A 21,105-nucleotide genomic window follows, 5' to 3' on the forward strand; every position below is an offset into this window, starting at 1 on the left:
AGCCAACAGAGTGAACGCGACACCCGAAAGCCATTCACAGATGGCGTGCCTAGCCGCCGAAGGCGTGAGCGCTCCAGATCGCACTTCGTCCACAAGCCATTGAGATTTGGTGGCCCGGCAGGACGGACACAAGCCTAAAAAACATCCGTAAAATCAATGTTATGAAAATCAACCTGATCGCAGAATACCGCCCATTATGCCGTCACGGCTTTCTCGTTGGATCGCGCTCGTCGAGTTCGGTGATGAAGTCGCCCCATGCGTCGGTCGCGGCGAAGGCCTCTTGGCTGACGATGGCAACCGATTGAAGAGCCGCCGCAATGGCCCGCACCAATGCCGCGTCTGGCATGTCACGCGCGGCCTGTTGAGCCTTCTCCAGTGATTTTTTTGCACCGTCCACTTCTTCAAGAAGGATGTCATATAGGTCGCGACGCGAGGCCCGGGCCAAGCGAACGCCGTGCCCTTTAGCTAGGTCGCTGGATATCAGCTCAACCCCTGCATCTTGAAGAGCGGCCGCGATTTTGCGCAGCACTTCCTCGCCCGCACTGAATTGGCCATGACCGGGTTCCTGCCGCCTTATGGTCGCGACGGACACCCCTGCGCGCGCGGCAAGATCCTCCTGCGACCACCCCAGCAACGCCCGGGCGGCCCTGACCTGTGCCTTTTCCATGATATTTTTCCTCTCTTCGATATCTGATCCATTGACTATCTGAAAGAGATACGCATGATGTCAAATATCACGGAATAACACGAGTTAACAGCAATGAACACGGGCTCCACCGGAGTGCCCCCGGCTACCCGCATTCTGCGAAAGCCTGAGGTTCTGAACATTCTCGGCGTCTCGCACATGTGGCTTGAACGAGCATGGCGTGCCGGCAAATTTCCAAAGCCCGTGCACATCTCGCCGCGATGCGTCGGCTGGTTGTCCGGTGAGGTCGACGACTGGCTAAGGGCTCGCGCTGCTGAGCGGGACGGCCCCCCGGGCTCTGCCAGCCATCTCGACGACATCGGCTTCGACAGTTGAACCGCTATCCCGAACGGCAAAGGAGTGGCTCTCATGTCCAAAATCGGAATGGTCTTGGCGCTTACAGAGCAACAGTGTGCGACGATCATTAAGGCGTTCAAGAAGGAGCGCGGCGAGTTGCCGCTCGCTGCGGCATTGATGCTCTTCGCCGATGACTCCTCTCTGCGCACCGATGCTGCAGCTGGTTGCATCAAGGTGTACCGGAATTCCGACGGAACCGTAGAGGCGGTGCTCTTGAAGGAGCATGACTATGCGCCCGTTCCCTTCCCGGAATTTCTACGCTCCCCGAAGGCCGATAACCCATCGTCCGACGTAGATATTCAGCTGCAGCCCAACAGCCACAGCAATCGTGTCGTTCAGCTGTGCCACAAGCTTCGCGAAGCTGACCAGACTGCGATCCGCCACGACGCAGATGATATGAGCGAGAGCTCGGAGGCCGCGAGGCGGGCAGCTCGCCGCATTCTTGAGGAGCTGGGGGAGGTGCAGTCGGCGAGCTGTCACGATGCGCTCGCGGCGGTGCATTTCGTTCGCATGTACTTCATGAAGGATCTCGTCGGGGCGGAGTTCGGGTATGAAGAGCGCGCGGTCGTCAACCAGCTCGACGGGCTCACCCAATACCTCAGCGGCAACATGTCCTGAGTCCATCCAGGCGACCCGGAGCATCGCGTTCGATTTGATCGGCGCTGCTGCGATCGCCCATTTCGTCGGCGGTTCGGCCTGGAAAATCCGCCAATTGCACCAGGCCGGAAAGATCCCGGTCGTTCGTCTCGGCAAGAATGGGCCGCTCATGGCTCGAAGGGCCACGCTGCTGAGGTGGATCGAGGAAGAGGAACAGAGGGCCTGCGCGAACGCGGAGCCTTGACGGCGGCCGGGTGAAATAGGAGCGGCAACCGTGCCGCTCGCCCCCGCCACATCTTCAACGGACAAACGGAAGCTTTTCTGGTCCCATCCGTCAGCGACACCCCGCCTCGTCGGCTTGCGCGTTTTGGTTGAGGCTTTCGTATGCCGATGCCAAAATGTCACTGTCTAAGCTAAGCGAAAATCGGTGAGTCGCAGAATGCAAACATTTAACAAAAGCGCTATCCATCCGCTAAGTTGGACAACAACCAGAATTAGGGTTTTCCGCAACCATATAGAATTAGGCAGCGGATCCGGATTTTATGTTAATTTTGCAAAACAATATTACCTGGTAACAAACTGGCACGTGCTGAGCGGGAGACATGCAGTCACCGAAGCATGTCTTGAACGTAGCGGAGCTATACCAAATCGCATTGAGTTTCACGTTCCAGTGTCGGAAAGATTTGGGGAGGCCGTGGGTGTTGTCGAGAGAATTTCTTTGAGGAGCGCTGAGGTTGATTTGCAAGATAGTTCCGACGCCCCAGTGTGGATCGATTCGAGGGACACCGGACCATTCGATGATTTCGCGATCATCCCTGTCGAGCGGATACAGTCCATAAAATTAGGGGATGGCGAAAATATAACATCAATCAGCGCCGGAAATGTAATGCACGTGATCGATGGTGATCCGCCTGAACCACGAGCATTGTTTACAAATTTCAATCCAACGATAGGTTCTGATGTATTTGTACTTGGGTACCCTCACGGCCTAGAGCTTACCGGTATCCTCCCAATTTGGAAAAGAGCCTCCATTGTTACTGAGCCATTGTGTCCTGTGAGAGTAAATGGTGTCGATATTGATAATTTATTTTATGTTGATGGAAGCACAAGGCGCGGAATGTCAGGGTCACCTGTTTTGTATATTCCACGACAAAATGAAGTAATAAGGACAGACGATGGACACGTGATAAATTATACATCTAGAGATCCTATTTTAGTAGGAGTTTACGCAGGGAGAGATGGCGTAACAAACGACGAGTATGAACTCTCTCTAGGGCGTGTCTGGAAAACTCTCGGCATTCAGAATTTGATCATGCGATACCTGTCTCGTTCGTCATCTGAATACTCTCCTCTGGAATGAAGCCCGCGCGGCACGTCGCCGCCGAGCTTGATTGTCGTCTGGATGCCCGTGTTGCTTGTCGCCGACGCGGCGCCCGTGAGCGCCCGCGAGACGAACGACAGACCAACCGCAAGGCCGATGTTGATGAGGGTTCCGGCGATGGCCGGGAGGCCAACCGCGGCGGCAATCGCCACTCCGATAAAGGGCATCCGAGCACACCAATGCGGCCGGCCCCGGCCATCCTTCTGGACGACCGAGGCCGGCTATGAGACAAACGGTGTGCTCGTGGCGAGTGCTCTTGCTATCTCCTGATGCGCATTGAGCGCCCTTGCTGCATTCATCGGGGCCGCTCTGAAGCTTGCCGGCTGAAGCGGCCCCGATGCTCCTCTCTCATCCCACTCGAAACGCCCTGACCAGCCGCTCGCGAGGCACGATGGTCATTCCCGCCGGCGCCATGCCGGCGAGCTCGGTGCCCAGCACCACCACGCCGGCCTCGGCGCCGTGCTCCAGCACCACGCCCACGTCGCCGCGGCGCGCCAGCGCGGGAGGCGTCTCCTTCAGCACGGCGGTCGCTAGACAGGTGGATTCGGCTGTGCGACGATTCGGTGTCCTAAAACTTGGTCGTGGACGGACACGCCGTTGCCCACGGCGTCTGCGGTAAGTGCACTTCGGGGCCGCTCGGCCGCCTCCAAGCAAAGAGCGGCCCCACCCCCTCGATCAGATTAGGCGGCATCTGCCTCACGTCGGGACAGGATCGCAGCGCAACTTCACCCTCTGACGACGATCCCGCATCGCGGAAATCATCCGTTCATGGTGACGCCCGTAGTAGGCCTTCCAGTGGCAGGAGCGGCTGCAGTAAAGCGCCCTCGCATTCTTCTCACCACCGATTGGCGTTCCGCATAGGCACACCCTCCCGTGCCGTCTCTCAACGATGCGAGCGCGGCGCAGATTTTCCCGATGTTGCTGACCGCATGCCTCAGAACAGAACTTGGCACGCATGTTCCGGTCATCGCCGATAGGTCCGCCGCACGCGGCACAGAGGCGACCCTGCCGCTCCTTTAGACGCTGCGAGCTTTTGGCAAGATAGTTGGCACGTGCCCGCGCATTGGTGGTGTTGCGATGCACTTCGGTTCGGCGCCGGTGGCTCGCTTTTCTCGAACACCTTCGTGAGCAATAAAGGGTGCCCACGGGGCGGCCCTGATCGATCTCCTCGCCGCAGGTGGCGCAATGCCGAACGCCGCGAGCCTCTCGACGAGCCTGCTTCTCCATCTCGCGAAATTCCCGCGCGTAGCAGGCCGACGAGCAATATCGTCGATGCGGATGCCGCTCGTCAGGCAAGGGCGCTCCACAGCCAGGACAAACATCGCCACGGAGATCATCAAGGCTTTGCATCTTCAAACTCTCGCGCCGCCCGCTGCTCAGATTCCAAGTAATGCGCGTAAATGCGGTGCTGCCAGCGCCAGGCGCAATTCTTGCTACAGTATTTGAACTTGTCTTCTGGCAGGCGTGATCCGCAGTTTACGCAGAACCATCGCTGTCCTCTCGAATAGCCATCCTGCGTATGTTCCGGCTGACCTTCCTTCCATGAGGGCCGATGGGATCCAATCCGATTTAAAGCGCTCAGAAGCACGGCTTCTGCAACTGCGTCTGCATCCGGCCATCCCCAGCCCCGAAGGCATAGGCGGGAGCGGACGTGAGCTCGTAGCGCCCCTTCTAAGGCGAAGGGGGTGGGATCTGCGCGTTTTAGGATCGGAGCGAGCGCAGCCACATAACGCGATACGGTGCCCGCCGAGAGGTGAAAGTCGCCCCGGCCCACCGCATTCGTCGGGCGCGAACTGCCCGCAAGTCGAACGGCGCGGTAGGACACTAGACCCCCTTGATGCGCGCTGCCCGCGCCTCGCGGACGACGTTCACCACGTCGATGCGAGCCAATTTCCACCAAGCCTTGATCGTGGAGAGCGTCAGCTGCTGAAGCTGTTCCGGTGACGCGCCGCCACCTCCAGAGGCGTCAATGTTGAAGGTGGGCGAGAAGCTTGCTGTCACTGGCGACGAGACCATGGCGCCCGTCCCAGCCCCTGCGGCCGCCAGGCTTGGCATCCGGCCGGCGTTGATGCCCTCCAAGAGGCTCCGGTACTTCCTGGTAGACGCTGCGTTCACGACGAACTCGCCGTTGCTGAGCTTGGCCCGGATGCTGTCTGAGGTTGCCGTTCCCCGCCCGCTGATGAAACCGCCGGACGCGGCCTTGACGTACCCACCCTCGGCGAAGCCGGCGCCCTTGAAGAGAGACCCGATCAGCCCACCGCCGCCCGTCCCAAGCGGCCCCTCGCCGAGGAGCGCCGCCTTCAGGATCAGCTCAGCGAGCAGCTTCAGGCTGTCCTTCAGCACGTCGTTCCAATTTTTCGTGCCGTCCACCAGCCCCATGATGGAGTTCTGGGCGAGGCTGCCAAGCTCGCTCTGAAGCTCCTTCATCCGCTGCTGCGACGCCTTGGTTTTCTCAATGCTGACGCTCACCTCGGCATACCGCGCCGCAAGCTGGCGAAGCTGTTCGAGTTGCTGCGGCGTCAGCTGAATGTGGTGCTCGGCCGCCGTGTTGATGGCGTCCATCATGAATTTGTATTCGGCGGCCGCCTGGGTGGTCATGCCGAGCTGCGCCTGTTCCTGCTGAAGGTCGCGCAGGCGCTGGGCAGAGGCTTTCTCGATATCCTTGTAGCCGAACCCGATGGACGGATCCGGCATCGCGGCCGGCGCCGAGGTCGGCGCGCTCGCCATCTTCGCCTTCAGCTGATCGAGCCGCGCCTGCGCCTCCTCAACGGCCTTGATGTACTGCTGCAGGGCGGCCGTCATCTGCGCGGTGTCGGTGGTCGGCATCTTGGCGCCGTACTTCCCGGCCCATCCGCCCACGTTCTGGTTTGCCGCAACGGCCTTCGCATATTCGAGCTCCGCCCGGGCGTCGGCGAGCGCCTTCTCCGCATTCTCTACATGCTGATCGCCGAGGGCCTTCAGTGCCGCCTCGGCGCCGGGGACGCGCGCCTTGACCTCGGAAATTGCCTTGTCCAGCTGGCCCATTGCGTCGCGGTGAGCCTCGGTCGCCACCTTGGCCTTGTCCTGCCGCATCGCCAGCGCGGCGAACGTGCCGACCAGCGCGGTGATCGCGATGCCCCACGGCCCTCCCACCAGCCGGAGCGCCGCCGCCAGGCCTGCGCTTGCGAGCGTCGCCACCCGCTGCGCGGCCGCTACCGAGAGGATGGTGGCATTCAGCGCGGTCATCTGGACGCCGGCGGTGACAGCCGCGGCCGCTGCTGCACTGATAGAGGCGACGACCGGACCGAGCGTCGCGCCGGCCGCGAGCGCGCCGAAGGCGGCGGCGATGCCGATGATCTCCGTCTTGTATTCCCGCAGGGCAGCCGCGCCCTCGATGACGCCGCTTTTCAGCGCCACCTCGATCCGGAGTGACAGCTTGTCGAATTCCTGCGTCACCCGCTGCGCTTCGGCCGCCACATCGCGCGAAAGGATCACGCCGAGGTCGCGGGCCTCCTGACGTGCCCGGCTGATCGAGCCGACGCCCTGATCCATGAACTTGACGAACTGTTCGCCGCCGGTGCCGCCGAAAACCTCATCAGCGATCCGGATCTGCCCGGCCTTCGAAAAGCGCTTCATCTTGTCGATGATCTCTTCGAAGAGGGCCGCGGGATCCTCCAGCTTCTTTTTGAGGTCGGCCGCGCTGTAGCCGAGCCGCTTGAACGCTTCCTCACTCGATCCGGCGCCGGTGCGGATGAATTCGTCGGCCCTGAGCTGCATCTCCTTCAGGCCGTCCGTCAGGGCGTCGACGCCAACGCGGCCTTGCTCGGCGGCGTATTTCAGCTCTTGGAACGGCTCGAACGCCACGCCAGCCTTTTTGGCCTCGGCCGCCAGGTCCGCCACCGAGGAAGCCGCCGTCTTCAGCGTGGTGATGGCTCCGGCAATGCCGCCGCCGGCGAGAATGCCCGCGCCGCCGAGGGTGCCGAACACCGAGGCAATGGACGCGCCGGCGCCCGAGAATGCCGCCTTGAGGTTCTCGGCCGAGGCCTCGGCGCGGCGCTCGATCGCCGTGAACCGGGTGTTGGCGGTCTTCTGCGCCTTCTCGAAATTCTTCTCGAAATCCCGGATGCGGGCCTCAAGGGCAACAACAAGCCGTTCGTCTTCGCTAGCCATTGAGAAACTCCATCAAGCTCGCCACCGCCGCCGGATCTTCGAACATGCTGGCGCCGGCGGACCCGGCCGCCGCCCGCGCCACGGCCATCGCGCAGGCAACGGCACCGTCGATGCGGTCCCGGCTCTTGCCCTTGTGAAACATGCGGTTCCCGGCCGGGTCGGTGTGGATCGCGATGTTCTCGAAATTCCAGCGCAGCACCGGGTGGGCGCCGTGGATGAAGCGCCGGCCGACGATTGCGCGCTCGAGCTCCTTCACCGCCGGCGCCATGGTGACCCAGCCTTGCCGCATCTCCACCGCGGGTAATCCCTCCTCCAGCAGGGTGTTCAGGGTGTTGCGCGCGAGGTGCGGGTCAAAGGCGATTTCCTGCACACGGAAACGGGCGCAGAGGTCGCGGATGACATTTTCCACATGGCGGAAGTCCACCACGTTGCCGGCGGTGGGATTGATGAAGCCGCCATCCGCCCAAGCGGGGTAGGGCACTCCGTCCCGCTCCGCCCGGGCGCGCAGGTTGTCGGCTGGGCAGAAGTACCAGGGGTGAACGATGTAGCCGTCTTCACCATCACGCCAAGCCGCAACAATGCACGTGAGGTCGCCGTTCGACGATAGGTCGACGCCGAGCCAGCAAGGTTCGCCCTCCAAGGCGGCGAGGTCCACCGGCGCGGCGCCCTCGTCATAGATGCCCATGTCCACGAACGGGTCGGAGGAGTGATCTAGCCAGACGTTGAGGTTGAGCTGGCGGAAGGCCTCTCGATCGCCAGGCCGGCGTTCGCCCTCGCGCGCCAGCTGGCGGAGGCCTTCAAGATCCGGATAGCCGTGGGCGAGGCCGGGATTGACCCGGTGCCACACCGATTCGTCCCGCCAGTCCTCGCCCTTTTCCGCCTCGAACAGGATGGGCAGGATCGAAGGGTCATCCACCTCGCCCCGCGCCACCTTTCGGGCATCCTCCACGATGTCGTGCGCGATGTTCTCCTGTCCCCGGCCCGCCGTGGTGGCGACGATCAGGAGGGAGCCGGGCGTCTTCACAAGGCCAGAGCGGAGCACATCCCACAGGTCGCGCTTCTTCCAGGCGTGTAGTTCGTCGGCAAGCACAAAGGCCGGTGTGCGGCCGTGCTGCGTGCCGGCGTCGCAGCTGATTGCCTCGTAGAAGCTGCCGCGTTTCGTGTTAACGAGGCGGTTCTTGTAGTCCTGCGGCGCCGTCACGTCATCGATAGGCGGCGTCTGCCGAATGATGCCCAGCGCTTCGGCGAAGGCGAGACGCGCCTGCTTCCGGTCCGACGCCGCGCTGAGCACCTCGCCGCTGTCCACTCGCTCCGGGCCGAATGTGTGGAGCAGCGCCAGCGCGGCGGCGAGAGAGGTTTTCCGGTTCCCGCGCGGAAGCAGCAGCACCACTGTCTTCACGACGCGGGAGCCATCCGGATGCCGCGGGCCGTAGATCCGGCGGACGATACGCTCCTGCCAGGGATCGAGCTGGAAGCGCTTCCCGCGCGCCGTGCTCTTGGGGTGACAGAGACGACGCAGCCAGTCCGCCGCCCGCTTCCCGAAGCCGAGCGGGTCGGGGATGGGGGAGCCGTCAAAGATCCAGGCCGGATGTGTTTTCGGGATCATCGTCGCTCCTGAGGCCCGGCCGGCTCCGGCTCATGGGGGTGAGGCCAAGTTCGCCGCCAAGCTGGCGCACCTGCGTCATGCCGTCGTGGCGGATGCCCACCGCCGGGTGACGCTTGGGCCCTTGGGGCCCGGAGAAGGTGAGACCTTCGCGCGCGAGTATCTGTGTCGCCTCCTGCACCTGCGCGACCGCCGCGCAATATGCCGCGAGCGTCGGGAGGTCGGCTGCCGTGAGGGTGCGCCGCTCTTCCATCAGGATCCGGCACGCCCGCCGCCACTCCCCCTTCGCGATCGTGGACAGCCAGGCGGGCGCGGGCGGCGCGCGGTTCAGGGCAGGGGTTCCCGGCGAGACGGTGGCGGGCCTGCGTCCCCTCATTGGACGGCCCTCGCCACGGTGCGGATCTCGAGCCCTTTCCGGCGCCCGATCTCCTTCACCTCCTGAATGTCGTGCGCGATGCCGTCGTAGAGCACGCGGTCACGCACGGTCACGCCGTCCAGGAAGCGCGTGCGGAAGATCACCGCGGCGTCGCCCTGGAGCCCGGCGCCCTGGAGATATTCGTTGGTGCTCGCCTGGATAAGGGCGGCGCGCATGGTGGCGAGCGTCGCCCACGTCGTGGTCACAACGCCAAGGTCATCCCGCGCTTCCGTGGCACGCTGGATAGAGATGGCGCGATCGAGTGTCCCGGCCCTCACGGCGCGACCTCCATCAGGCAGTCCACCGTCAGCACACCGTGTGCGGTCTCGCCGTCGGGATCGCGAAGGAACCGGGTGCTGCTCACCACGGTAGAAATGGCGTGGTGCCCACCTTCAAGGTTGGAGAAGGGCAGGCCCTCCACCGCCGCCGTCATCGCTCCGGCGATGGCGCGGGCGGTCGGCGCGCTCTTGGTCCAGATGTGCGCCGTGGCGTAGATGCGCCGGTGCCGCGCCTCCAGGGTGAGCGGCTCGCGAACCACTTGCCCCTCGCCGAGCACGATGGAGGGGAAGCGCTGCGGGATGCCGAAACCGTCCACCATGTTCGCCGCAGGCACCAGCGCCGTCACGTCGGCCGCGGTGGCGAGACGGGCGAGGAGCGCCTTCTGCAATGCGAGGTCGGGGCTCACGACTTTTTCCTTTCCACGCGCCGGGCCCCAAGCGACCCGAACGCCAGCTTCGCCTTTTGACCGACCGAGCCGCCGCCGCCCGGCTTGTCTCCGCCGCCGAAGATCGCCTTGAGCATCTCGGCCCGGCCCTCCATGGCGAGTTCGATGTGAGGGATGGCGGTGGCAAGGGCCACCGCAGGAGGCCAGCCCAGCCAGCCGGTTGCGGACCGGAAGAGCGACGCGAAAAACTCCGCGTGGCTCACGCGCCGAAAGGGGTGCCGGCTTCCGCCGTGTCCTCCTCCTTGGGCGGCCGGCCGCCGTTGGCGAGGAGAAAGACGAACCGCGCGATGCTGGGCATGAGGTCCAGGAGGCCGGATTCAAAGACCTCCTGCGCAGTGGCCTCGTGCTCCCGCTCCGGCCGGCCGAGGCCAATGCGTACGACGTCAACCGAGGCGAGGAAGTCGAGAGCCTCGATCTTGGCGAGGAGCGCGCCGAAGTTCTCATGCCGGCGCGATAGCTCGATTGCCGCGCCGAGGGTGGGAGCCAGCGTGGCGGGCTGGCCCGCCAGCGCGATGGTGACATGCCCGTCCATCATCACGGCGTCGCCTCGGTCGCGACCACCTCAAGGATGGCGCTGTTCACGCCGATGTTGAAGGTGGTCTTCACGACGTCGCCGACGCCGCCGAAGGCATTCTTCGCGCTCATGACGAGCGCCCGGAAATAATAGATCGTCGGCGTCCCGCCGGCGGGATCGTCGCCCACCTCCACCTTGAAGTTGTAGTCGTGGGAGGTCTTCTCCGCCGCAATCAGGGCGCGCTGTCCGTCATCGAAGGCGTCACGGACGCAGACGAGGGCGATGGTGCCGGCGTCGCGAGCACCCTTCAGGCGGAACATGCGGCTCTCGCCGATGACGCCATAGCTGATCTCATTGGACTCGTCGCCGAACTCGCCGAGGTCCTCGACATTCTTGACCTCTTTCCAGGTGTCGGCCTCGAAGTCGTCGATCGCCCCCGCGTCGGTCGTGAAGTCGATCACCGCCGTGGTGCCGACGTAGATCTTGGCGTTCGTGGTTGCAGATGCCGTCATGGTTCACCTCGCTTGCTTCACTGCTTTGCCGACGGCCCGCTTGATGCTGCGCGCCAGCTTCTTTCTGTTGAGGCGGAAGGCGGGCCAGAAGAACGGCTGCGCCTCGGTGCCAGGGTGTCGGGTTCCCGCGAACTCGCCGCGGTTCTCGTGCGGCGCGGTGCCGTACTCGACCAGGTGGGCGTATCGGACCGACGTGTTGCCGACGGTCACAAGCACCTGATTTTCCGGCACCACCTGCCCACCACCCGGCTGCGAATAGGGCGGCGTCGCATTGCCCGCGGTGGTGACGGCGATGCTGTCGATCAGGTCGCCGGTGTCGCGGGAGCGCTGCGCCAGGTGCGCCACGTCCTTCGCCAACGTGTCCCCGGCCTTCTTGAGAGCTGGCTGCACAGCCTCCCGCGCGGCCTTGGGGATGGCCGCGAGGCGACGGTTGAGGCGGGCAAGGCCGTTGTCCTCGCTCATGCGCCGAAGCTCCATTTCCGCCACGGGCTGATGAGGTCGAAAAATCCCATCGGCATCTCGGAGGCGGTCGCGGCGAAGGATGTGGATTCGCGGTTCTCGTAGAGGTGCGCGACATACATCTTCATCGCCTGCACCAGAGCCGGCGGGACGCCGGCGGTGAAGTCGTCGAGCGGGCCGCACCAACCTTCCACATAGCCGCGCGCGGCACCCAGCTGGGCCGTCAACAGGATGTCGTCATCGTCGGATGTGACGTTGAGGTGCGCCTTCAGGTCGTCCAGAGAGACGATGGTGAGGGTGTCGCTCATGGTACCGCCCTTCGCTCCTGAGATTGCTTCCACCGGTCATGACAGTTGCGGCAGAGGGCCTGCCAGTTGCTCCGGTCCCAGAACCGCTTCATGTCCCCGCGGTGCGGAATCTTGTGGTCGACCACCGTCGCGGCGCTGGGACAGCGGACGCATTTCGGATGGGTCTTCAGGTAGGCTGCGCGCTCCGCGTCCCATTTCGAATCGTAGCCACGCTGGCGCGCCGCCGGCCGCCGCGCATCCGCCTCGGCCTTTCGCTTACGCTCGCACGGGCACCGCTCGCCGGAGGGGATGCGATAGCCGCAACCGCAGATGCGAGGAGCGCGCACGGGCATGGCTATTCGACCGTCCAGACGGTGCAGGTGGTGCTGGCCTTGATGCGGCGGGGGCGGTGGAGCGCGACATATCCCGCCATAACCACCAGGCTCACCACCTCGCCGTCGGCATTGTCCACCGGCACATAGGCCAGCGTGCCGTCGGTGGTGCAGAGGACCGTCTTCGGGATGGGATCCAGGTTCACGTCGGAGCCGGAGGGCGTGACATTGCGCGCCCTGCGGCCAAGGTTGATCGCCGTGTCGGCTTCTGAGGCATGCCGGTCCATCATCAATTCCTTTGGTGGGTGGGCGGAGCTTCATCGCGAAGCCCCGCCCTTGAGCCCTTGGCAGCCGAAAGGAGTGCACTGCCGGTGCTCGCGACCTTCCCCGCCTTGACCCTCCAAGGCCTGGCGCCAGGGAGGCGGGGTTTCCGCTGTTGGGCGGGCCGCTACGCGCCCTCATCCATGAGGCGCCAGATCAGGGAACAGGCTTCTCCGCCGGGTTGCCCTTCACCAGCACCGCGCCGGCGGCGATGGAGGTCCCCGAATTCTTCGTCACCACGGTGCGGACGTAGCGTTTCGCTCCGGCGTATCCGACGCGGACAACCGAGTCCGCCGCGAGGCTCGCGGGGAACGTCCCATGCAGGTCATCCGCTGCCACGTCGGTAAAGTCCCCCGACGTGGTGGTGTCGCTCTCCTGCAACTTCGCAGTGAAATCGCCGGCCGAGGTGATGGCGCCCGTATTCACCACCAGCACCGCCGAGTTGAAGCCGAGGAGGTCGATGGCGTCGCCCGTGGTCGTCGCCGCGAGGACCGCGGGCGTGATGGCCTTCACCACGCCGATGTTGTTCTTCAGGTCGCGCATTCGAGCCTCCTCAAACGGTGGTGGCGATTTTCATGGTGCGCAGGGCTTCGCCCATCACGGTGGCGCCACCGACGCGCCGACGGGCATGGAAGCGAACGACGCCCTTCTGTGCCTGCGTGAAGGGGTCACGCATGATGGTGACGCCAACGCGATCGAAGATCCGATAGGCCGTGCCAAAGTCACCGAAGGCGATCGGGCGGGCGTTGGCTGCGACGTCACCGAGGTCGGGGAACTCGGCCACCGGCCGGCCGAGAATGGTGGGCGGATTGCCGGCGGAAAGGCTATCCGCCCAGTAATACTGGCCCGTGGTGTCCTTCAGCTTCCGAACCGCGGCCATGGTCTTGCGGTTCATGCCCCACACCGCTTGGCCCACGTAGGCGCTGGGGATGGAGTGGTAGAGGTCCACGATCCCGTCCGCCTGCAGCTGCGATGCGTGGCCACCGGCGACGTCCAACACGGTGGGGTCCACCATGAAGCCGAGCGGCCGCTTGAAGCCGTTGCCATTCACGAAGGCGGGTGCTTCCAGCTTGGCGAATGCGGCACCGAGGCGGGAGATGATCTCGGCCTCGATGTCGAAGGCCGCATCTTCAAGGAGGCGCTGGCTCACGTCGATCCAGGCGGCCGCCTCGTGGACGTTGATGGTCTGCTGACCATAGGTGGCGCCGGTCTCCGGGCGATCCTCGGTCTCTTCCACCCAATCGGCGGTCGGCGCTGAGGTTTCCTTCGGGATCGTTACGCCGGAGGAGGAGATGCCTGCCACACGCGCGAGCTGGCGCATGGGGGAGAGCTGCTCCACCTTCTTGAGGATTTCGGCGGTCAGCGGCTCCGGGGCCACGAGGTATCCGGCCGAGGCATCGTTGGCCACCACCAGAGCCTTGCGCTCCACCTCCGGCACCAGTTCTTTGCCAGAGCGAAGGAAGGTCTCAAAAGCCTTCTGCTCCGGCGTGCGGCTGCCCTGCTCAGTGATGATACCGGGGCGGTTCATCTTCGCCTCGATCTTGTCCAGCCGGTCGTTGAGCTTGTCGAAGCCCTTGGTCTCCGGCTGGGGATCGGGCGAGGCGCCGGCCTCCAGTTTCTCGATGCGGCCGATCACCTCGGCCTTGAAGGTTTCGAGGGCGGCGGTGACGGCGGCGGCGGGATCGTCCTCCTCGCCCTTGTGTTCGATGACGCCCAGCGGCGCCGCAGTGTCCTGAAGCATGTTCACCTCTTGCTGATCGCCGTGGTGGCGCGATGGAGAGCCCCGGCGATGGCGAGCGCCGCCGTGGCCGATTTGGCGCTTGTGACGCGCGCGCCGGGGTGCATGGGCACGGTGACGAGGGAGACCTCGAACAGCTCCAGCGCCTTGATCGTCCGGCCGCCGCCGGGGCGGGTCATGGCCTTCTTGGTCACGAAACCGATGGAGAGGCCGCGCACCGCGCCGGCCTTCACCAGGGCGAACACCTCGCGGGCGCGGGCCACCTCGTTGACAAGGAGCTTGCCTTCAACGTGGAAGCCGTCCGCCTTCTCGGTCGCGGTGTCCCACGTGCCGATGGGGTCGCCCATGTCGTGGCCGAAGAGCATCGGGATGGGGAGCGCGGCCTTGGCGAATGCGCCGGGCTCGATCACGTCGCCGACCCGATCGGGGGTGCCGAATTTCCACGCCACGCCACGAATGGTGCCGGCGTCGTCGGCCGCAATCTTCGTCTCGAAGAACAGGCGGTCCATCACGCCGTCCCTCCCGCGGGCCGGCCGCCATCCTGCTGCGGCGCCGCCGCGCCGGCCTGATTGCTGCCGGTGTTCGGATTGGCGAAGGCGTCGCCGCCATCATAGGGCGCGAGGCCTTCCCACTGGCGCACCTCGTTGGCATTCACGACGCGAGCGGAAATCAGCGTGGAATAGGCGGTGGCGCGGGTGCCGAGATCGGCGCGGGTAAGGTCGTCCCGCTCGAAATGAACCCGGTGGGTCGGGTATTCCTCTTCGCTGAAGAGCGCGAGGCGAAGGGCGCCTTCCAGCGCGCGAAGCCATGGCTCCAGCGTGTAGACGAGAAATTCTCGCCCCATCTGCTCGCCGTTCGACCACGTGGCGCGGGTCAGGTCGTACAGCATCTGCGGCGGCACCCGGAAGGCGCGGGCGATCTGCAGGATCTGGAAACCGGTCAACTCGATGAACTGCGCGTCAACGCTTGAAAGCACGAGCTGGTGGTACTCCGCCTCATTGTCGAGGAAGGCGGTGCCCTTGGTCTTCGCGCTCGTCAGCATGGCCGCGAATGCCTCGGCCGCCTCCATCAACGCCTTAGGCGTCATGCGCTCCTTGAAAGACACCAGGCCGCCGGGCCGGCTGTCGGCGCCAAAGAGCTTGCTCGCGTGCCGCTCCAACGTGATCGAGAGCCCGATGCTCTCCCGCGCCAGCGACACCGGCGAGCGGCCGTAAGGGCTGCGCAGGTGGATGATGTTCGCCGCCGGCTCTTCGCGGCCGTTGAGGAGGTAACGATAGGCGCCGGTGCCGTCTTCATGGCGCTGCGCAGTCAGGTGGGCGGTGTCGTAGGCGATGATCTCCACCGGCCGACCTTCGACGCGATTGATCCAGCCGAGGCCACCCGCGTCATGGACCAGCGCCGACGCCACGAGGTCGCGGACGAATTCGAAACCAGGCGTCCAGTCGTTTGCCCGGTCACGCAGCAAGCCGAGCACCGGATGGTCGGGAACCTCCGTTTCAGCCCCGCCGTCCCGGCGCATCACCTTCACATCGAGGGTCGCCGCCGCCTCGCTGATGGCCTGCACCGCGCACTTCACGGCGGGCACCTGGAGCGCGGTGCCGGGGCCGACGTTCACGCCGGAGGCCGTCGGCGTCGAAACGCCGAACAGAGCAGCGGTGCCGGCGTCTGGCGCAGCGAGGGATTTTCGCTGCAGTCCGATCGAGCTGAGGGCGCGGTCAAGGCGGTTGAGCATGCGGCGAGGGAATCGCAGCGCCTCGGGTTGGGGAATCCCGTCTGCTGAACTTTGACGATCCGTCGCGATCTTTGTGGTGGGGGGCGAAAAACCCTATTTGGGCTCCATGTCGCGCGATGGACCCCCGCCGGTCCGGGATCCACACCCTCAAGTCGCAAACCACCCCCGGGGGCCTACCGCCTCAGATCGATTGGCGTGGCCGTGGGCGGCCGATCGCATCGCAGGGATTCGGCGCGACGCAGAGCAGGGGACTTCCGACGCTGACGCCTCCGCCCCTCAGCCGACGCGAGCGAGCCTCAAGCGAGCGCTCGGCCCACGCGATGCCGGGACAACGACGGGACATCCTCGCGCGGGGCTGGGGACAATGGTGGGTCGGGAGCGTCGTGGATTGGAGAGCTGCTCTATGGGGGCGCTGGGCGCCCCTAAGAACTGTCCTGAAATCCATTTCCTTTTATAGGGTTATACTAACGGCGCGCACGCGCGCGTACGCGTGAAAGGTTCGCAAGTCTCGGTGGTGGAGAGGGCGCGCCTGCACCTGCCCGAAATGGCTATGTCCCGCATTTCGCCGCTGGTGTCCCGGAAATCGCTCATTGTGTCCCGGTGGCAGCCAGCCGAGGTCTCGCGGCAGGGGCGTCGTGTCCCGGCCCGCGGGATCAAGCTGTTGCCACCGCGCGGTCAAGGAAGTCAGCCCAATCGCGCATCATCTGTCGGCGCCCGGCGAGGTATTGGGCGCTGTTGTATGCGCCGCGCACCTCGTTCCGTTCGTCATGTGCCAGCTGCCTCTCGATCCAATCCGGGTTGTATCCCGCCTCGTTTAGCCAAGTGGACGCCATGCCCCGGAACCCGTGCACTGTCGCCCGCCCGTGGTAGCCCATGCGGTACATGGCGAAGAGCATGGTGTTGTTCGACATGAAGCCCTCCTTGCTGGGGGAGGGAAAGAGGTGCGGGTTGCGTCCGGCGAGCGGGCGAAGGTCCTGCAGGACGGCCACCACCTGAGGCGCGATGGGCACCAGGTGCTCGAATCGCATCTTCATCCGAGCGGCAGGGATCCGCCACAGCGGCTCTGGTCCGTCGAGCCCTTCGAACTCGGCCCATCGCGCGGCGCGCAATTCACCGGTGCGCACGAAGGTCAGCACCATGAGCTTGAGGGCGAGCTTCGTCATGGGCTCGCCGTCGTAGGCGTCCAGTGCACGAAGGAAGCCGGGCAGGTCGTCTCGCGGCATTGCGCGATGGTGTTGCGGTCTGCCTGGTGACTTGAGGGCGCCACGCAAGTCCTGCGTCGGATCCCGCTTCGCGCGACCACTGGCAATGGCGAAACGAAAAATCTGACCCACCACCTGCATCTCGCGCTTGGCGAGTTCCACCGCGCCACGTGCCTCAACCTTCCGTATTGCCTCCAAGACGTCCGGCGGCTCGATCTCCGCGATCGGGCGCCGGCCGAGCGGGGGAAATATGTCCGCCTCCAATCGGCTCATAAGGCGATCGGAGTAGGAGGGAACCCAGCTCGGCACCTTCGCCGCGAACCATTCCCGGGCGATCTTCTCGAAGGTGTTCGCGGCCAATGCCTGCTTTGTCCGCTTTTCCTGCCTTTTCACCTGGGCAGGGTCCAACTGTGCAGACAGGTGGCTCTTGAGATCGTCCCGCGCCTTGCGTGCGGCAGCGAGGCTGACGCCAGGATACGCGCCTAAGCTGGCGGTACGGCGCTTCCCTTGATGGCGGTAGTCCACTCGCCAGAGCTTTCCGCCGGCAAGCGAAATGAACAGGTAGAGCCCGCCGGAATCATGGATCTTGGCGGGCTTGTCCCCGGCCTTTGCATTCCGGCACGCCGCATCTGAGAGTGACGGTATTTCCCCCTCCCATCGCACTTGACGGTACTGTCAAAAATACCGCCAATCGAACGTTATGTCATGTTAGCCCCTGATAGCTTGCGTGGCAAAGAGACAAGCAACGGCGGGCGCCCGTCGGTGCTCCGCGTGACGTCGTGTTATCTTATGGTAATGGAAATTGGTGGGCCCGGCAGGACTCGAACCTGCAACCTAACCGTTATGAGCGGTCAGCTCTAACCATTGAGCTACAGGCCCCCAAAGTGCGGCATGTCCCTGCTGCTCTACCAATCCTGCCTCTCGGGAACAACAGATTCCCGTCCAGCCGGGAGACGCATGCCCTTAGGGTGGGGACGGGGGAGGGCTCGCCGCAATGGCGCCGTGTTCGCGCTGTCGTCTGCGGGTTCATGTCCCGGTGAAAGAACGCCCGGGGCCGAACGAGGATACCTCCATGCGTCATTCGCCGGCCCGCATCGTTTCCCTTCCGCGCGCCGCTGCCAGCACGGCGGCCGTGTTCGCGGCGGCCTTGGCCGCAACGCTTGCCGTTGCGGGGCCTGCGGCAGCGGCGGCCACCATCACGGTGGTAGGCGAGGCGAAGCGCACCGCGCCGCCGGATATGGCGGTACTCACCACCGGGGTCGTCAGCAACGCCAAGACCGCCGATGACGCCCTTGCCGCCAATTCCAAGGCGGTGTCGGAGGTGATTGCAGCGCTGAAGGCTGCCGGCATTGCGCCGAACGACATCTCCACCTCCTCCTTCTCCATCCAGCCGCAGCAGTCCTATCCGCAGCCGCCGTCGCGCGAGACGCCGAAGCTGATCGGCTTCGAGGTGCGCAATTCGGTGCGGATCACGGTGCGCGACCTAGGCAAGCTCGGCGGGCTCCTCGACAAGGTGGTGCAGTCCGGAGCCAACCAGGCCTCCGGCCTCTCCTTCGCCCTCGCCGACACCGACCGTCTGGAAGGCGAAGCGCGCGCCGCCTCCGTGAAGGATGCCATCGAGCAGGCGAAGGGCGTCGCGGCGGCTGCGGGGCTTCGGCTCACGCGCATCATGTCGATCCAGCCCGAGGGGCAGAGCGGCGGTCCCATCATGCCGGCGCCCATGATGATGAAGGCGGATTCGGCCCGCATGGCCGTGCCGGTCGAGGCCGGGGAGATCGAGGTGCGGGCTCGCACCGTCCTGGTCTATGAGGCCGAGCCCCAATAGGGGCCGGCCGTCGCGTTCCAGGCCGATTTCTTGGCAGGAATGCTTTGTGATAGATCAGTCATAATGACCGATTCTACCGTCGGCGGGCGGAGAACGGGTCCCCCGTGTATTGCGTCTGTTTTTCACGTACCGCCGATGTTGGATCGTCATGGCGCCTTCGTCGGAATGGCCCCATCTCGCGGTCACCGGCGGGCCTTCGGGACGCAGGGTGCAATATGCTGCCTTGCCCTACCGTGTGCGGCGCGATGGCGAGGTGCAGGTTCGCCTCATTACTTCCCGCGAGACGCGCAGGTGGGTGATCCCCAAGGGATGGCCCATCAAGGGACTGACTCCTCCAAAGACGGCCGCCCGCGAGTGCTATGAGGAGGCTGGCCTCGTCGGCGTGGTCTCCCGCGAGCCGCTCGGCGCATACACCTACGAGAAGCGCCTCGGCACCCGCTCGGTGCTCTGCGACGTGCTGGTGTTCCCGCTCAAGGTCAAGCGCCTGCTGCAGAAGTGGCCGGAACGGTTCCAGCGCTATGGATTCTGGTTCTCCGTCGAAACTGCTGCTGCGGCGGTTCAGGAGGAGGATCTCTCCGAGCTGATCCTGTCCTTCGGCGCCATCATGGCGCGGCGCTGGGAGGAGGCGCAGGCCGAAGCCGCGAGCGCCGCCGAAGGAGCCGCCGCCAAGGCGAAGCCGACGAAAGCGAAGGCGACCAAGGTCCGGGAAGGCAAGGCTAAGGTGGCCAAGGGCACGGACGCTGCGACCGAGCAGGCCGAGCCCGAGGCGCCGACGGGAAAGCCGTCGAAGGAGCCGAAGCCGGTAAAGGCTGCCCCGAAGTCGGCAAAGGCGAAGGCGAGCAAGGCGAAAACGGCCAAGACGAAGTCCGCGAAGGGCGGAGCGGCGCTTGCCATGGAGCCGGAAAACCCGTCGTTGGCCGGTGAGGCGCAGGAGAAGGACGCTGCGCCGCCCGCCCGGACCAAGGGCGCCAAGGGCAAGGTGAGCAAGGCGCTTGCAGCACAGGCGAAGGCTGCTCAGGCCCCGGTGCCTGCCGCCGATGCCAACCCGGCAAAAACGGGGGCGAGGACCAAGGGCGTTGCCAAGACGACGGTCGCCAAGGCGGCGAGGACAGCGACGATCGCAAAGTCGGTGAAACCCAAGGCCGTGAAGCCGAAGGTGGCGAAGGCCAAGGGCTCAGCGAAGCCGGCCAAAGTTGCGGCAGTCAAAACCGCCTCGGGCAAAGCTGCGCGGGTCAGGAAACCGGCTGCCAAGACCGCGGCTGCCAAGATTACGACGGCCAAGACCGCCACTGCGAAGACCACGACGCCCAAGACAACGACACCCAAGCCCGCTAAGGCGCTCGCGTCCGCCACGGAGAGTGCTACCGCCAGCAAGAAGACGCAGGCGCGCAAGGCCGCCGCGCCTAAATCTCCCTCCAAGCCGAAGCGCTAGGCGGCGTGCGCCGACGCCGCCTTCGCGTTGGCGTGGCCGTTTCAGGGAAGCGGCGCCACGGCCCGACGGTACAGGTGCCATGTGGCGTGCCCCAGAACCGGCAGCACGAAGATCAGCCCGAGGAAGGCCGGCGCCGTGCCGATGGCGATCAGCGCCACGACGCAGATGCCCCACAGGATCATCGGACCAGGGCTGGTGAGCACCGCCTGCACGCTGGTGATCATCGCGGTCACCACGTCGAGATCCCGGTCCATGAGCAGCGGGAAAGAGATGACGGTAATGGAGAAGAGCCCTAGTGCAAGCGCGGCGCCGATCACGTGGCCCACCGCCAGGAAGGCGATGCCGTCCGAGGTGGTGAACAGCACCTTCAGGAAGTCGTTGAGTGTGGCGAAGGAGGAGAAGCCGAGGAACAGCGCGAGCAGCAGCCGCACCTGATACATCCAGATGATGAAGGCGAAGATGGTGACGAACGCCATCCATCCAAGCTCGCGCTGGCGCTGGGCGAAGATGGTGGACAGGACGCCCTGCCATGTGGGCTGGCGGCCCGCCTCGAGTTCCCGGCTGACATCGTAGAGCCCGGCCGCCACGAAGGGCCCGATCAGTACGGATCCGGCGAAAAGCGGATAGGCGAGATAGCCCAGTTCGAAGAAGAAGACGCAGGCAACGATGGCGAGACCGCCCGCCGCATAGAGCGCGCCGAACGCAAGGCCGAAGGCCGGAGCCTGCGCGAAGTCCGACAGTCCCTCGATGAGCGAGGCCTTCACGTCCGCGAACGTCACCGCCCGGACCGCCGGCATCGCCTGCACGGCCTGTGGCCGGTTCTCCACCGTATCCACCATC

Annotated in this window: 24 protein-coding genes and 1 tRNA gene; 4 read left to right on the forward strand and 21 right to left on the reverse strand. The window is 64.9% G+C overall.

Annotated elements, in window-relative coordinates; genetic code table 11:
• Positions 1-202 precede the first annotated feature (202 nt).
• Entirely contained in the window at positions 203-667 is a 465-nt protein-coding gene (locus XAN126_RS27650; protein ID WP_155982265.1) for a helix-turn-helix domain-containing protein, read from the reverse strand.
• 387 nt (positions 668-1,054) lie between these two features.
• On the opposite strand from XAN126_RS27650, the gene XAN126_RS0109060 reads away from it, so the two are divergent.
• The gene (locus XAN126_RS0109060) at positions 1,055-1,660 is read left to right on the forward strand and encodes a hypothetical protein (RefSeq protein ID WP_024278273.1); all 606 of its coding nucleotides are present in this window, start codon (positions 1,055-1,057) and stop codon (positions 1,658-1,660) included.
• Between the two features lie 418 nt (positions 1,661-2,078).
• On the forward strand, positions 2,079-2,999 hold the full coding sequence (locus XAN126_RS27660; RefSeq protein ID WP_081762582.1) for a serine protease: 921 nt from the start codon (positions 2,079-2,081) through the stop codon (positions 2,997-2,999).
• 369 nt (positions 3,000-3,368) lie between these two features.
• Here XAN126_RS27660 and XAN126_RS28240 read toward each other — a convergent pair whose 3' ends face one another.
• From XAN126_RS28240 to XAN126_RS0109170, 19 genes are all read right to left on the reverse strand, one after another.
• The gene (locus tag XAN126_RS28240) at positions 3,369-3,542 is read right to left on the reverse strand and encodes a hypothetical protein (protein ID WP_155982266.1); all 174 of its coding nucleotides are present in this window, start codon (positions 3,540-3,542) and stop codon (positions 3,369-3,371) included.
• 1,302 nt (positions 3,543-4,844) lie between these two features.
• Positions 4,845-7,169, reverse strand: a complete 2,325-nt coding sequence (locus XAN126_RS27010; RefSeq protein ID WP_024278276.1) for a hypothetical protein — start codon at positions 7,167-7,169, stop codon at positions 4,845-4,847.
• Entirely contained in the window at positions 7,162-8,775 is a 1,614-nt protein-coding gene (locus XAN126_RS0109090) for a terminase TerL endonuclease subunit (protein WP_024278277.1), read from the reverse strand. The genes XAN126_RS27010 and XAN126_RS0109090 overlap by 8 nt, the downstream gene beginning before the upstream one ends.
• The gene (locus tag XAN126_RS0109095) at positions 8,741-9,148 is read right to left on the reverse strand and encodes a phage terminase small subunit P27 family (RefSeq protein WP_024278278.1); all 408 of its coding nucleotides are present in this window, start codon (positions 9,146-9,148) and stop codon (positions 8,741-8,743) included. Before XAN126_RS0109095 ends, XAN126_RS0109090 begins: the two co-directional genes overlap by 35 nt.
• Positions 9,145-9,465 carry a phage head closure protein gene (locus XAN126_RS0109100; RefSeq protein ID WP_024278279.1) on the reverse strand — a complete coding sequence of 107 codons (321 nt, stop codon included), beginning with the start codon at positions 9,463-9,465 and terminating at the stop codon, positions 9,145-9,147. The genes XAN126_RS0109095 and XAN126_RS0109100 overlap by 4 nt, the downstream gene beginning before the upstream one ends.
• Entirely contained in the window at positions 9,462-9,872 is a 411-nt protein-coding gene (locus XAN126_RS28655) for a DUF3168 domain-containing protein (RefSeq protein ID WP_024278280.1), read from the reverse strand. The genes XAN126_RS0109100 and XAN126_RS28655 overlap by 4 nt, the downstream gene beginning before the upstream one ends.
• A complete protein-coding gene (locus tag XAN126_RS28660) occupies positions 9,869-10,114 on the reverse strand; it encodes a hypothetical protein (protein ID WP_024278281.1) in 246 nt (81 codons plus the stop codon). Before XAN126_RS28660 ends, XAN126_RS28655 begins: the two co-directional genes overlap by 4 nt.
• Positions 10,111-10,446: a hypothetical protein gene (locus XAN126_RS28665; RefSeq protein ID WP_024278282.1), complete on the reverse strand. Its 336-nt coding sequence runs from the start codon at positions 10,444-10,446 to the stop codon at positions 10,111-10,113. Before XAN126_RS28665 ends, XAN126_RS28660 begins: the two co-directional genes overlap by 4 nt.
• Positions 10,446-10,937 carry a hypothetical protein gene (locus tag XAN126_RS0109120; protein WP_024278283.1) on the reverse strand — a complete coding sequence of 164 codons (492 nt, stop codon included), beginning with the start codon at positions 10,935-10,937 and terminating at the stop codon, positions 10,446-10,448. The genes XAN126_RS28665 and XAN126_RS0109120 overlap by 1 nt, the downstream gene beginning before the upstream one ends.
• 3 nt (positions 10,938-10,940) lie before the next feature.
• Entirely contained in the window at positions 10,941-11,399 is a 459-nt protein-coding gene (locus XAN126_RS0109125; RefSeq protein ID WP_024278284.1) for an HK97-gp10 family putative phage morphogenesis protein, read from the reverse strand.
• Positions 11,396-11,704 carry a head-tail connector protein gene (locus XAN126_RS0109130; protein ID WP_029876946.1) on the reverse strand — a complete coding sequence of 103 codons (309 nt, stop codon included), beginning with the start codon at positions 11,702-11,704 and terminating at the stop codon, positions 11,396-11,398. The genes XAN126_RS0109125 and XAN126_RS0109130 overlap by 4 nt, the downstream gene beginning before the upstream one ends.
• On the reverse strand, positions 11,701-12,036 hold the full coding sequence (locus tag XAN126_RS27670) for an HNH endonuclease signature motif containing protein (RefSeq protein ID WP_024278286.1): 336 nt from the start codon (positions 12,034-12,036) through the stop codon (positions 11,701-11,703). The genes XAN126_RS0109130 and XAN126_RS27670 overlap by 4 nt, the downstream gene beginning before the upstream one ends.
• 2 nt (positions 12,037-12,038) lie before the next feature.
• The gene (locus XAN126_RS0109140) at positions 12,039-12,302 is read right to left on the reverse strand and encodes a hypothetical protein (RefSeq protein WP_024278287.1); all 264 of its coding nucleotides are present in this window, start codon (positions 12,300-12,302) and stop codon (positions 12,039-12,041) included.
• 190 nt (positions 12,303-12,492) lie between these two features.
• Entirely contained in the window at positions 12,493-12,879 is a 387-nt protein-coding gene (locus XAN126_RS0109145; RefSeq protein WP_024278288.1) for a hypothetical protein, read from the reverse strand.
• A gap of 10 nt (positions 12,880-12,889) precedes the next feature.
• Entirely contained in the window at positions 12,890-14,077 is a 1,188-nt protein-coding gene (locus tag XAN126_RS0109150; RefSeq protein WP_024278289.1) for a phage major capsid protein, read from the reverse strand.
• Positions 14,078-14,079: 2 nt separating this feature from the next.
• Positions 14,080-14,583 (reverse strand): HK97 family phage prohead protease, encoded by a 504-nt coding sequence (locus XAN126_RS0109155; RefSeq protein WP_024278290.1) that lies wholly within the window; start codon positions 14,581-14,583, stop codon positions 14,080-14,082.
• Entirely contained in the window at positions 14,583-15,806 is a 1,224-nt protein-coding gene (locus XAN126_RS0109160; protein ID WP_024278291.1) for a phage portal protein, read from the reverse strand. Before XAN126_RS0109160 ends, XAN126_RS0109155 begins: the two co-directional genes overlap by 1 nt.
• 653 nt (positions 15,807-16,459) lie before the next feature.
• The gene (locus XAN126_RS0109165; RefSeq protein WP_024278292.1) at positions 16,460-17,671 is read right to left on the reverse strand and encodes an integrase arm-type DNA-binding domain-containing protein; all 1,212 of its coding nucleotides are present in this window, start codon (positions 17,669-17,671) and stop codon (positions 16,460-16,462) included.
• A gap of 140 nt (positions 17,672-17,811) precedes the next feature.
• Positions 17,812-17,887, reverse strand: a tRNA-Ile gene (locus XAN126_RS0109170).
• Between the two features lie 193 nt (positions 17,888-18,080).
• Here XAN126_RS0109170 and XAN126_RS0109175 point away from each other — a divergent pair.
• Together XAN126_RS0109175 and XAN126_RS29360 are read left to right on the forward strand one after the other, a co-directional pair.
• Positions 18,081-18,833, forward strand: coding sequence for an SIMPL domain-containing protein (locus tag XAN126_RS0109175; RefSeq protein ID WP_024278293.1), 753 nt, complete (start codon positions 18,081-18,083; stop codon positions 18,831-18,833).
• Between the two features lie 253 nt (positions 18,834-19,086).
• A complete protein-coding gene (locus tag XAN126_RS29360) occupies positions 19,087-20,265 on the forward strand; it encodes an NUDIX hydrolase (RefSeq protein ID WP_348550906.1) in 1,179 nt (392 codons plus the stop codon).
• A 41-nt stretch (positions 20,266-20,306) separates the two neighbouring features.
• Here the strand turns inward: XAN126_RS29360 and XAN126_RS0109185 are convergent, their stop codons facing one another.
• Positions 20,307-21,104 (reverse strand): DUF2189 domain-containing protein, encoded by a 798-nt coding sequence (locus tag XAN126_RS0109185; RefSeq protein ID WP_024278295.1) that lies wholly within the window; start codon positions 21,102-21,104, stop codon positions 20,307-20,309.
• Between the last annotated feature and the right edge of the window lies 1 nt (position 21,105).

The sequence above is a fragment of the Xanthobacter sp. 126 genome (genome assembly GCF_000526175.1).
GTDB lineage: Bacteria > Pseudomonadota > Alphaproteobacteria > Rhizobiales > Xanthobacteraceae > Xanthobacter > Xanthobacter aminoxidans.